This is a genomic window from Trinickia sp. (assembly GCF_051954495.1).
GTDB lineage: Bacteria > Pseudomonadota > Gammaproteobacteria > Burkholderiales > Burkholderiaceae > Trinickia.
Map to the genome: position 1 here is coordinate 62,887 of NZ_JBQCHR010000158.1, position 12,641 is coordinate 75,527.

A 12,641-nucleotide genomic window follows, 5' to 3' on the forward strand; every position below is an offset into this window, starting at 1 on the left:
AAGGCATCGATGAAAACCGCATTGATCGTCGGCGCATCGCGCGGGATCGGACATGAGTTCGTCCGTCAATACGACGCGGCGGGCTGGCGCGTGATCGCCACCGCTCGTGACGAGCGCGCACTGGACGAGCTCGAAGCATTCGGCGCCCAGCCCATCTCGCTGGACATCACCGAGCCCGAGGACATCGGCGCGCTCGAAGCGAAGCTCTCCGGCGAGCGGCTCGACGTCGCGCTCATCGTGGCCGGTGTGTACGGCCCGTCCACGGAAGGCGTCGAGCCGTTCAGCGTCGAGGATTTCGACTACGTCATGACGACGAACGTGCGCGGCCCCATGATGCTGATGCCGGTCCTGCTGCCGTGCATCGAGGCGGCGCACGGCGTGCTCGGCGTGCTGTCCAGCCGCATGGGCAGCATCGGCGAGGCGACGGGCACCACGGGCTGGCTCTATCGCGCGAGCAAGGCCGCGCTGAACAGCGCGTTGCGCACCGTGTCCCTGCAGACGCGGCGCGCGACCTGCGTCGCGCTCAATCCCGGCTGGGTGCGCACCGACATGGGCGGCGCGCATGCGGCCATCGATCCCGAACGCAGCGTCTCGGGCATGCGCGCGGTGCTCGCCGCGGCGTCAAGCGACCGAGAGCGCTATCACGGCCGCTTCGTCCAATACGATGGCACCTCGGTCGATTGGTAGTCCTAAACAAGCGAATAACTGAACCATAGCGAATACACGAAGGGAGACGTCGACATGGTGCTCGACCAGGATCACGCGATGATTCGCGATGCGGTGCGTACGTTCGTGCGCGACGCGATCGCGCCGCATGCAGCCACGTGGGACCGCGAGCGCACGTTCCCGAAGGACGTACACCGGCAGCTGGCCGAACTGGGCGCTTACGGCGTCCTCGTACCCACCGAATATGGCGGCGCGGGGCTCGATGCGCTCGCGCTCGCCGTCATCCTCGAAGAGATCGCGGCCGGGGACGGCGGCACCTCGACGGCCATTTCCGTCAACAACTGCCCGGTCTGCAGCATCTTGCTCGCCTACGGCAACGAGGAGCAAAAGCGCGCATGGCTCGCGCCGCTCGCGCGTGGCGAGATGCTCGGCGCCTTTTGTCTGACGGAGCCTCAGGCCGGCTCGGACGCCTCGGCGCTGCGCACGAGCGCGGTGCGCGACGGCGACAGCTACGTCATCGACGGCGTGAAGCAGTTCATCACGAGCGGAAAGAACGGCGACGTGGCGATCGTGCTGGCCGTCACGGACAAGGCGGCGGGCAAGCGCGGCATCAGCGCGTTTCTCGTCCCGACGAATACGCCGGGCTACATCGTCGCGCGGCTCGAGGACAAGCTCGGGCAACACTCCTCCGATACGGCGCAAATCGTGTTCGAAGGCTGCCGCGTGCCCGCCGCTAATCGTATCGGCGCCGAAGGCGAAGGCTACAAGATCGCACTGTCGGGACTCGAAGGCGGGCGGATCGGCATCGCCGCGCAAAGCGTCGGCATGGCGCGCGCGGCGTTCGAAGCGGCGCTCGCCTATGCCCGAGAGCGCGAAAGCTTCGGCCAGCCGCTCTACGCCCATCAGGCCGTGCAGTTCCGCTTCGCCGACATGGCGACGCAACTCGAAGCCGCGCGCCAGCTCGTCTGGCATGCCGCGTCGCTCAAGGATGCCGGCCTGCCGTGCCTGACCGAAGCCGCCATGGCCAAGCTGTTTGCGTCGGAGGCCGCCGAGCGGATTTGCTCGGCGGCGATTCAAGCGTTCGGCGGATATGGCTACGTGAGCGACTTCCCCGTCGAGCGCATTTATCGCGACGTGCGCGTGTGCCAAATCTACGAAGGCACGAGCGACATTCAAAAGATCCTCATCGCAAGAGGCTTGGGCGCATGAGCGGCGCGCCGCGACACGAGACCGTCCCGCTCGACTGCCCATGCGGGGGCGCCGCGCCCGGCCGGGCGGCCGACGCACGCGCGCCGCGCTTCGCCGCCTGCTGCGGCCCTTATGTCGCGGGGCAAGCCGCCGCGCCCAGCGCGCTGGAATTGATGCGCTCGCGCTACACAGCCTATGTGCTCGGCCACACAGACTACCTGCGGGCGACCTGGGATCCTGCCACCTGTCCAGCCGACCTCGACGTCGAACCCGACGCACCGAGCGCCCCACGCTGGCTCGGCCTGCAGATCAAGCACTTCGAGCAGCAAGACGCACGTCACGCGACCGTCGAGTTCGTCGCCCGCTACAAGCAGGGCGGGAGAGGTCATCGCCTGCATGAAGTCAGCCGCTTCGTACGCGGCGATGACGAACGCTGGCGCTACGTGGACGGCGACGTAAGCGAGCGCTAACTCGCCTTTCTCTCGGCCAACCTTTGCCTCGGCAAAGGTTGTCGCCGCATCGACTCGGGCCGCCTATGCGCCCCGGGTTCTCCTGCATTGCACGAAATATTTCGGCGACGCTACGATGGCTTCGCTTGTGGTGCGTCGCCTTAACGGGCCGCCATTGCCGGCGACGATGCCTTCGCGTAGGGGCTAACCCTTAGCGAAAACGCGCCGCGCACCACGTTCCCGCCGTTTGACCCCCTCGGCCGCCGCCTTGCCGCTGCCCAAGGGGCGAATTGCGGCCGGCGCGGGCCTCTTTTTGAGCAACGGCGCCGCGAGCGGCTCGCGGATACTGGCAGGGCCGGGTTGATAAAAACGCCCGACTCGTCACCGCGGTGCACATTTGAGATTCAGGGCAGACACGCGCATGAGTTTGAAGAACGTATTCGTCGGTTGTATTTGCGCGTGCGCATCGGTCGGCGCTTTAGCCGGCACGCTCGCCAATGTCGACTTGCCGTCGACGAGCGACGCGATGCGCGAGATGACCATCGCCTCGAATGGGGCGGGTCCGCTGTCGCGCGGACCGGTCGCACCGCTCGAATTCGGCCATGCACCGTATGAGTTGCCTTCGCTCGCGGGGACGCTGAACGAGCACATCGTGCGCATTCCCGTCGACACGGCCGGCGCCATCACGCTCGAGGCGACCATCTACAAGCCGGACGGCAACGGCCCGTTCCCGCTCGTCGTCTTCAACCACGGCAAAATCGAAGGCGATCCGCGCGCGCAGCCGCGCAGCCGGCCGCTTTCGTTCGCGCGCGAATTCGTTCGACGCGGCTATGTGGTCGTCGCACCGAATCGCGAGGGCTTCGCGCAATCGGGCGGCAGCTACCGCCAGGAAGGGTGCAACGTCGAAAAGAACGGCCTCGCGCAAGCCGAGGACGTAAAGGCGACGATCGCCTACATGTCGGGCAAGCCCTACGTAGACGCTTCGCATATCGTCGTGGCCGGCACCTCGCACGGCGGGCTCACGACGATCGCCTACGGCGTCGACGCGGCGCCGGGCGTGCGCGGCCTCATCAATTTTTCGGGCGGGTTGCGGCAAGACGCCTGCACCGGCTGGCAAGATCATCTGACGCAAGCGTTCGGACACTACGGCGAAACGGAGCACGTCCCTTCACTGTGGATTTACGGCGATAACGACTCGGTCTGGAGTCCCGAGCTCACCCACCGCATGTACGCGGCCTACGTCGCCCACGGAGCGCAAGCGAAGATGGTCGACTTCGGCGATTACAAGAACGACGCGCATCGGCTCGTCGTCGATCGCGACGGCGTGCGGGTCTGGTGGCCGGCTGTGGATGCGTTCCTCGAACGGATCGGCATGCCCACGCACATCCAATATCAGGTCAACGGGCCGAAGATGCCGCAGCCCTCGGGCTATGCGGCCGTGGACGCCATCAACGCCGTGCCCTATGTCGATGCATCCGGTCGCGAGGCATATCGCAAGTTCTTGGGCCAGTATCCGACGCGCGCGTTCGCCGTCTCTTCCTCCGGTGCATGGTCGTGGGCCGAAGGCGGGGACGATCCGATGTCGGTCGCGCTCAGCAACTGCCGCAAGGAAAACGGCAATTCGCCCTGCCGGCTCTATGCCGTCGACGATGAAGTCGTCTGGAACGACAAATCGCCGGCCACGTCTCAAACGGCGTCGTCGAGCACGCATGACGACGACGGTCGCGGCGCTGCCACCGAACCGGCGCTCGCCAGCCGGGATTGATCTTCGGGCCCGGCCGCGGCCGCCGGGCCCGCCGTTTCTTCGGCCTTCCTCGCTTCCCTCGGTTCTTCCGCCTGTTTATTCATTCCGACGCGTAACGGCTTGATTCGCCTGGCCTATGCGCGCCGATCGCGCGGCGTCGACCTCAAATTTTTTTGCTAGGGGGTCGTACTCTGCCGCTCCCAAGTGTCCGCTTTTCAAGCGATTTACCCGAAAAGGCCGCTAGTTGTCCCGAACGGCCGCCAAGCGCCGCTTTGAGTCCACTCGGCATGCAGGTGCAATCACGCCTCGATCGCGTTACGCTCACGCCGGCTTTACTCACGCCGCGCCCGTCCGATCGAAATAATCGTCCGATGTATCCGCGGTGCGTTTTCCGCAAGGACGCACGAGAAACGTGCGCAAGCGTTCGTGTCATGGAGCAGTGATTGAACACGCAAGCAGTCGACGATCGAAATACGCAGGCGCGGACGAATCGGTCCGCAGCCGCCCAAGATTGGGTGGCCCGCAGCCTGAAGTCCGTTTGGCACCCGTGCACTCAGATGAAACATCATGAGCGGCTGCCGCTCATTCCTGTCGCGCGCGGCAAAGGCCCCTGGCTCTATGACCGCGACGGCCATCGCTACCTGGATGCGATCAGCTCGTGGTGGGTCAACCTGTTCGGGCATGCGAACGAGGACATCAACGCCGCGCTGAAGACTCAGCTCGACACGCTCGAGCACGCCATGCTCGCCGGCTGCACGCACGAATGCGCCGTCGAATTGGCCGAGCGATTGTCCGCGCTCACGCAAGGCACGCTCGGGCACGCGTTCTTCGCTTCCGACGGCGCCTGCGCGGTGGAGATCGCCCTAAAGATGAGCTTTCACTACCGGCGCAATCGCGGCCAGCCGGCCAAGCGCGAATTCGTCTGCGTAAAGGGCGGCTATCACGGCGAAACGATCGGCGCGCTCGGCGTCACCGATGTCGCTTTGTTCAGGGATGCTTACGATCCGCTGATCCGTTCGGCCCGCATCGTCGCCTCGCCCGATGCCCGCGCGGCTCAGCCGGGCGAGAGCGCGGCCGACGTGGCGCGGCGCGCGCTCGACGACGTTCGCGCCGTATTCGACGCACACGGGCCGAGCATTTCGGCGCTCATCGTCGAGCCGCTCGTTCAATGCGCGACGGGCATGGCCATGCATGACGCGACGTATTTGGCGGGACTGCGTTCGCTTTGCGACGCCTACGACGTGCACTTGATCGCCGATGAGATCGCCGTTGGATGCGGCCGCACGGGAACATTCTTCGCCTGCGAGCAAGCGGACATTTGGCCCGACTTCCTGTGCTTGTCGAAAGGGATCAGCGGAGGGTATTTGCCGCTCTCGCTCGTGCTTTCGCGAGACGAAATCTACGCGGCGTTCTACGACGACGATACGACGCGCGGCTTCTTGCACTCGCACTCGTACACCGGCAATCCGCTCGCGTGCCGCGCGGCGCTCGCCACGCTCGACCTGTTCGCGCGCGACGACGTGCTGGCATCGAATGCGAGGAAGTCGGCGCAGCTGATGCAGGCGCTTTCGCCGCTGGGCGACGATGACCGGATCCGCCATCTTCGGCGCACGGGCACGATCGTGGCCTTCGACGTCGCGCTCGAAGATCGAGCCGCCCGCTCGTTTTCTCGCCGATTCTTCGAGCAAGCGCTTTCGCGCGAATTGTTGCTGCGCCCGATAGGCACGACGGTCTACCTCATGCCGCCGTACATTTTGGACGACGAAACGATCGGCCTGCTCGCATCGCGCACGCTTGCGACGCTGGACGCCACGCTGACCGACGGAGCGCGCTGATGTTTCTTCTCGACACGCTGCGAGAGGGGCTCGCCGATCTGGACGCACGCGGTTTGACGCGCCGCCGACGGATTGCGGATACACCGTGCGCCGCGCATATGACGGTCGACGGCCGCCCGATCGTCGGCTTCGCCGGCAACGACTATCTTGGCCTCGCCGCGCATCCTCGATTGGTCGAGGCGATGGCCGAAGGCGCGCGCCGTTACGGCGCCGGCAGCGGCGGCTCGCATCTGCTCGGGGGCCATTCGCGCGCGCATGCGGTGCTCGAGGACGAGCTCGCCGAGTTCGCCGGCGGCTTCGTCGACGCGCCGCGCGCGCTGACATTTTCGACCGGCTACATGTCCAATCTCGCCACGCTGACGGCGCTGGCGGGGCGAGGCACGACGCTGTTCTCCGATGCGCTCAATCACGCCTCGCTGATCGACGGCGCCCGCCTGTCGCGCGCGGACGTTCAGATCTATCCGCACGCCGATACACAGGCGCTCGCGGCAATGCTCGAGGCGTCCGAGGCCTCGGTGAAAGTGATCGTCACCGATGCCGTGTTCAGCATGGACGGCAATATCGCGCCGCTCGCCTCGCTCGTCGAACTGGCGGAGCGGCACGGCGCGTGGCTCGTGGTCGACGACGCGCACGGTTTCGGTGTACTCGGCCCGCAAGGCCGCGGCGCGCTGGCTCAAGCCGCCCTGCGCTCGGCGCACCTCGTCTATTTGTGCACCTTCGGCAAGGCGGTCGGCGCGGCGGGAGCGGCCGTCATCGCGCATGAAACCGTCGCCGAATGGCTGCTGCAGCGCGCGCGGCCCTATATTTTCACGACGGCGTCGCCGCCGGCCGTCGCCCATGCGGTTTCGGCAAGCCTCTCACTGATCGCCGGCGAGGAAGGCGAGACGCGCCGACGGCATCTCGATGCGCTCATCGCACGCACGCGCGGCATCCTTGCGCGCACGCGTTGGCAACCCGTCGATTCGCCAACGGCGGTGCAGCCGCTCATCATCGGCACCAACGAGGACACACTCGCGCTCGCGGCCCGGCTCGATGCGGAGGGGCTGTGGGTACCCGCGATTCGGCCGCCGACGGTGCCCGTCGGCACGGCGCGCCTGCGCATTTCGCTGTCGGCAAGCCATAGCGCCGAGGATATCGATCGACTGGAGGCGGCGCTCGTCCGCATGGGAGAACCCACATGAGTTCGCCCCTCTCGCTCTTCGTCACGGGCACCGATACGGAGATCGGCAAGACGTTCGTTTCGTGTGCTCTGCTGCACGGTTTGGCGCGCGCGGGCCTGCGCGCCGCCGCCATGAAGCCGATCGCCGCGGGCGCGGATTTCGATCCGAAGGACGGCCTATGGCATAACGACGATGCCGATCAGCTCGACGCGGCGGCGGGCGTTCCGCTACCGCCTGAAATCCGAACGCCGTATTTGCTCAAGGCGCCCGCCGCGCCGCACATCGTCGCCGCGCAAGAAGGCCGCATGCTCGAGATCGCGCCGATCATCGACTGCCACCGCGAAGCGATGCGCCGGGCCGATGTCGTGCTCGTCGAAGGCGTCGGCGGCTTTCGCGTGCCGCTCGACGAGAAGCGCGACACCGCGGACCTCGCCGTCGCGCTCGGGCTGCCTGTCGTGCTCGTCGTCGGCATGCGCCTGGGTTGCATCAATCACGCGCTTTTGACTGCCGATGCGATCGCCGCGCGCGGGCTGCATCTCATTGGCTGGGTCGCCAACGTCGTCGACCCGGCCATGCGCTTTCTGGACGAAAACATCGACACCGTGCGCGGCTGGCTCGAACGCGAGCGCCGCGCGCCGCTCATCGGCGTCGTGCCGCATCTCGCGCCGCCGTCCGCCGAACTCGCCTCGACGCATCTCGACATCGAGATGCTGTTGGGCGCCCTGCGTGCGAACGCGCCCGCCCACTCCGACCGCTAACTTACTTGCCCTTTCGATTCGATCGAACGCCAACAGGACGAACGACATGACTGAAGCTCGACACGCCACGCCTTCCCTCGATACGCCCCAAGCGGGCAACGCGCAACCGAGCGCCGCCAAGGCGGCCGATGCGGCGCGCTGGCGCGTTGCCGACGTCGTCGCGCTCTACGAGCTGCCGTTCAACGACTTGCTCTTCCGTGCCCAGCAGGTGCATCGCGAACATTTCGACGGCAATACGGTTCAATTGTCGACGCTGCTTTCGATCAAAACGGGCGGCTGCGAGGAAGATTGCAAGTACTGTTCGCAGTCCTCGCACTACGACACGGGGTTGAAGGCCGAGAAGCTGATGGATGTCGAGGTCGTGCTCGACGCGGCGCGCGTGGCGAAGGAAAACGGCGCGACGCGCTTTTGCATGGGTGCGGCATGGCGCAATCCGAAAGACCGGCATTTGGAGCCGATCAAGGAGATGATTCGCGGCGTGAAGGCCATGGGTATGGAAACGTGCATGACGCTCGGCATGCTCGAAGACCATCAGGCGAAAGCGCTGAGCGAGGCCGGGCTCGATTACTACAACCATAACCTCGATACCTCGCCCGAATTCTACGGACAGATCATCTCGACGCGCAGCTACCAGGAGCGGCTCGACACGCTCGAGCGCGTGCGCGATGCCGGCATCAACGTCTGCTGCGGCGGCATTGTCGGCATGGGTGAATCGCGCCGCGAGCGCGCGTGGCTCATCGCGCAGCTGGCGAACATGGACCCTTACCCCGAATCGGTGCCGATCAACAACCTTGTCGCGATCGAAGGCACGCCGCTCGGGCATGTGGAGCCGATCGATCCGTTCGAGTTCGTGCGCACGATCGCCGTGGCGCGCATAACGATGCCGAAGGCCGTCGTGCGGCTTTCCGCCGGGCGGCAGCAGATGGACGATGCGCTGCAAGCGCTGTGCTTCCTGGCCGGGGCGAACTCGATGTTCTACGGGGACCAACTGCTGACGACAGGCAACCCGCAGGCCGATGCCGACCGCAAGCTGCTGGAGCGGCTGGGGATGCGGGCGCAGAGCCCGGAGGCCGGCGCCGCAAGCTAAACGCGGCATCGCATGGGACCCCGATGCAGACCATGCGGACTTGAAACTCGTCCCCATATCGTTGATCGAGTTGACTTTCATCTAATCCGAGCGCGGCTCGCCGTAGGCGAGCTTGCAAGCGGCTGACAGCGCTTGCGCGTCGCTCCGGCCATCGATTCACACATCTTTCTTATCCGTTCGCGAAACTGTGCGTCGTGCTGCCGCGCGTCGCCGCGAGCTACCTCGCGCGTGCGCTGCGCATCGGGCGTATATCGGCGCAGTCGAGCCCCCGCCCTCCCCTCGAACGAACAAGCCGCCAAGAACCCGGAGAACCCGATGACTTCCAATAGCCGCCGCCGTTTCCTCCAATCGATGGCTCAATCCGCGGGCGCCGCCGCCGCGATGACGCTTTTCCCCGAGTCGATCCGGCGCGCGCTGGCGATTCCGGCCGCGTCGCGCACGGGCTCGCTGCACGATGTCGAGCATGTCGTCGTCTTCATGCAGGAAAACCGCTCCTTCGATCACTACTTCGGGCACCTGTCGGGCGTGCGCGGCTACAACGACCGCTTTCCGATTCCGCTGCCGAACGGCGCGCCGGTGTGGCGCCAGCCGTCCAAAGCCAATCCCGCCCAGCCCGTCCTGCCGTTTCACCTAGACACGAGCACGACGAGCGCGCAATGCGTGGGGGCGCTCGATCACTCGTGGTATGCGACGCACAGCGCCTTCGACGGCGGCCGCTACGACATGTGGCCCGCGTACAAGACCGATCTGACGATGGGCTACTACCTGCGCGCCGACATTCCGTATCACTACGCGCTCGCCGATGCGTTCACCGTCTGCGACAACTATTTCTGCTCGATTCCCGGCTCGACGCATCCGAACCGTTCATATCTCATGACGGGCACTGTCGACCCGACCGGCACGATGGGCGGCCCGCTGCTCGACAACAACGACTACGTCGACAACGACCTGCCGCCCGCCTATCAGTTGCTGTCCTGGCCGACCTTTCCCGAGCGCCTGCAAGCAGCCGGCATCTCGTGGCAGGTCTATCAGCAAGGGCTGACCTGGCAAGACCCGCTCAACGGCAACTACGGCACCAACATCCTGATGAACTTTTCGCAGTACATCGACGCGCCGCAGGGCTCGGCCCTGCAGCAGCGCGCGATGACGGTCCGCTCGCTCGACCAGCTCAAGGCCGACGTACTCGCGAACAAACTGCCGCAGGTGTCGTGGCTGCTGCCGCCGGCCGCGTACTCCGAGCACCCGAAGTACACGCCCGCCTACGGCGCCGAGTACACGTCGCAAATCCTCGATGCGCTGACGGCCAATCCGGAGGTGTGGAGCAAGACCGTTCTGTTCATCATGTACGACGAAAACGACGGCTATTTCGATCACATCGTCCCGCCGCAGCCGCCGACTTCGCGCGCACAGGGCCTCTCGACCGTGACGACCGACGGCGAGATCCACAATGTCGTCAATCCTGGCCGCGGCGGTCACTACACCGCCGATAATCTGCCCTACGGGCTCGGGCCGCGCGTGCCGATGACGATCGTTTCGCCCTGGTCGAAAGGCGGCTACGTCTGTTCCCAAGTGTTCGACCACACCTCGGTGATTCGCTTTATCGAAACGCGCTTCGGCGTGCGGGAATCGAACATCACGCCGTGGCGTCGCGCCGTGTGCGGCGATCTGACGTCCGCATTCGACTTCCGCTCGCCCGATGCAACGATGCCCCCGCTGCCCGATACGAGCAACTACAAGTCGATCGCCGACAATCAATGCTCGACGCTGCCCGCGCCCAGCGTGCCCGCCACGCCCGGCGCGGTGGACCCGCAGGAAAGCGGCGTGCGCCGCGCGCGGGCGTTGCCGTACGAGTTGCACGTCAACGCTCAGGTCGATGCCGAGCAAGCGAAGCTCACCGTTCATTTCAACAACACGGGCGAGCAAGGCGCGCACTTTTACGTCTATGCCAAGCATCGCGCCGACGGTCCGTGGCGTTATACGGTCGAGGCGAACAAGTCGCTGCGCGAAACGTTCGATCTGAACGTGACGGGCGGCGTCTACGCCTACACGGTTTACGGGCCCAACGGCTTCGTCCGCGCGTTCGTGGGCAAGGTCGCGCTCGATGCCGGTTCGCCGGAACGCCGCATGGCGCACCCCGAGGTCAAGACGAGCTACGACGTCGCCAACGGCGATCTGTACTTGCGCTTCGTCAATCGCGGCCACGCTCATGTGAGCCTGACCATCGTCGACAACGCGTACGGCGCGCATGCGCGCCGCATCGAATTGCCGCCGTACGGCGAGCGCGATACCTGCTGGCCTCTCGCCGATAGCCACCATTGGTACGACCTGACCGTGACCGCGGGCGACGACGGCTCGTTCGTGCGACGCGTCGCGGGCCACATCGAAACGGGCCGCCCGAGCTTCACCGATCCGGCGGCGCTCGCGCCGGTGACCTCGTTCGCCTAGGGTCGTTCGGCCCATTGCAAAGGCGAGGTCGTAGAATATCGGCCATCGTTCGTCGACCCGAGGCGCCCCCGATCGGCGCCCGCCTTTGCATGAAGATCCTTTTTTATTCGCCGCACTCCGACGACGCGCCCGCTTGGATTGCGTCGCTCACCCGTAAATTGCACGGTGCGGACGTGCGTCTTTGGACGCCCGGCGACGTCGCCCCCGCCGACTATGCCATCGTCTGGCGCCCGCCCGCCGAATTGCTCGCGCCGCCGCGCGGCTTGCGCGCGGTTTTCGTGCTTGGCGCCGGCGTGGATGCCCTGCTGGCCCACGAGCGCCGCTCGCCCGGCATGCTGCCGCCCGACGTGCCGCTCGTGCGGCTCGAAGACACAGGCATGGCCGAGCAGATGGCCGAATACGCCGTGCACGCCGCGCTGCGCTACATGCGCCGCTTCGACGAATACGAGCTTGCGCAACGCCAGAGCGCTGGCGACGCGCCTTGGCGCGCACTCGAACCGCACCCGCGGGAATCGTTCCATGTCGGCGTGCTCGGGCTCGGCGCGCTCGGGGCGCACGTGGCCAAAACGCTCGCTGCCTTGGGCCTGCCCGTGCGCGGCTACAGCCGCACACCCAAGGCAATCGCCGCCGTGGCGACGTTCGCGGGCCAAGGCGAGTTCGACGCGTTCCTAGGCGGGCTGAAGCTGCTCATCAACCTGCTGCCGAGCACACCTGAAACCGACTCGATCCTCAACGCTCGAACGTTTTCGCACCTCGAGCCCCAAGCCTACCTGGTCAACCTCGCACGCGGCGCCCACCTCGTCGAACGTGATTTGATCGACGCGTTGAACGCGGGCCGCCTCGCCGCGGCAACGCTCGACGTCTTCACGCAGGAGCCGCTGCCTGCCGATCACCCGTTCTGGCGCATGCCGCGTGTGACGATCACGCCGCACATCTCGGCGCTGACACTGCGCGAGCCGGCCGTCGAACAAATTGCGCGTAAGATTGAAGCACTTGTCCGCGGCGAGACGATCAGCGGCATCGTCGATCGCCTGCGCGGCTACTGATCCCCGCAAAGTCGGCTCGCCCGCACGCATCACGTCGCACATGACACGCGTGGCGGCGCCAGCGGATTTGCTTAGCATTCCAATTGACGTCCTCACCCGCCTAAAGGCGGGTGATTCCCACTACTGGCGATGCACGTCCGCATCGGAGAATGTTCAGCGCAGCATTGATGTCGCGATCATGTACACAACCGCAACCACCGCACCGCCAAGCTCTTATTCGCAAGCCTTTCAGCCCGCTAGGGCCGCTGCGCGCATGGCACGCA

General features: G+C 66.0%; 11 protein-coding genes. 10 read left to right on the forward strand and 1 reads right to left on the reverse strand.

The features are described from left to right. Nucleotides 1–9 precede the first annotated feature (9 nt). The 10 genes from ACTHNR_RS21815 to ACTHNR_RS21860 all read left to right on the forward strand — a co-directional run bounded on the left by ACTHNR_RS21815 (nt 10) and on the right by ACTHNR_RS21860 (nt 12,378). Entirely contained in the window at nt 10–687 is a 678-nt protein-coding gene (locus tag ACTHNR_RS21815; protein WP_440549974.1) for an SDR family oxidoreductase, read from the forward strand. A gap of 54 nt (nt 688–741) precedes the next feature. Further along, nucleotides 742–1,875, forward strand: a complete 1,134-nt coding sequence (locus ACTHNR_RS21820) for an acyl-CoA dehydrogenase family protein (RefSeq protein ID WP_440549977.1) — start codon at nt 742–744, stop codon at nt 1,873–1,875. Then, nucleotides 1,872–2,324 (forward strand): YchJ family protein, encoded by a 453-nt coding sequence (locus tag ACTHNR_RS21825; RefSeq protein WP_440549980.1) that lies wholly within the window; start codon nt 1,872–1,874, stop codon nt 2,322–2,324. The genes ACTHNR_RS21820 and ACTHNR_RS21825 overlap by 4 nt, the downstream gene beginning before the upstream one ends. Nucleotides 2,325–2,724: 400 nt before the next feature. Further along, a complete protein-coding gene (locus ACTHNR_RS21830) occupies nt 2,725–4,068 on the forward strand; it encodes a dienelactone hydrolase family protein (RefSeq protein WP_440549983.1) in 1,344 nt (447 codons plus the stop codon). A gap of 422 nt (nt 4,069–4,490) precedes the next feature. After that, nucleotides 4,491–5,882 carry an adenosylmethionine--8-amino-7-oxononanoate transaminase gene (gene bioA / locus ACTHNR_RS21835; protein ID WP_440549985.1) on the forward strand — a complete coding sequence of 464 codons (1,392 nt, stop codon included), beginning with the start codon at nt 4,491–4,493 and terminating at the stop codon, nt 5,880–5,882. Continuing rightward, entirely contained in the window at nt 5,882–7,063 is a 1,182-nt protein-coding gene (bioF, locus tag ACTHNR_RS21840; RefSeq protein ID WP_440549987.1) for an 8-amino-7-oxononanoate synthase, read from the forward strand. Before bioA ends, bioF begins: the two co-directional genes overlap by 1 nt. Beyond that, on the forward strand, nt 7,060–7,800 hold the full coding sequence (gene bioD / locus ACTHNR_RS21845; RefSeq protein WP_440549990.1) for a dethiobiotin synthase: 741 nt from the start codon (nt 7,060–7,062) through the stop codon (nt 7,798–7,800). The genes bioF and bioD overlap by 4 nt, the downstream gene beginning before the upstream one ends. 46 nt (nt 7,801–7,846) lie before the next feature. Then, nucleotides 7,847–8,887, forward strand: a complete 1,041-nt coding sequence (bioB, locus tag ACTHNR_RS21850; RefSeq protein ID WP_440549992.1) for a biotin synthase BioB — start codon at nt 7,847–7,849, stop codon at nt 8,885–8,887. 315 nt (nt 8,888–9,202) lie between these two features. Next, nucleotides 9,203–11,332 carry a phosphocholine-specific phospholipase C gene (locus tag ACTHNR_RS21855; protein WP_440549995.1) on the forward strand — a complete coding sequence of 710 codons (2,130 nt, stop codon included), beginning with the start codon at nt 9,203–9,205 and terminating at the stop codon, nt 11,330–11,332. A gap of 89 nt (nt 11,333–11,421) precedes the next feature. Further along, complete coding sequence (locus ACTHNR_RS21860; protein ID WP_440549997.1) at nt 11,422–12,378, forward strand: 2-hydroxyacid dehydrogenase; 957 nt, start codon at nt 11,422–11,424, stop codon at nt 12,376–12,378. Nucleotides 12,379–12,478: 100 nt separating this feature from the next. On the opposite strand, the gene ACTHNR_RS21865 is transcribed toward ACTHNR_RS21860, so the two are convergent. Further along, nucleotides 12,479–12,641, reverse strand: a 163-nt coding sequence (locus ACTHNR_RS21865; protein WP_440548460.1) for a zinc ribbon domain-containing protein, incomplete at its 5' end; no start/stop codon positions are given.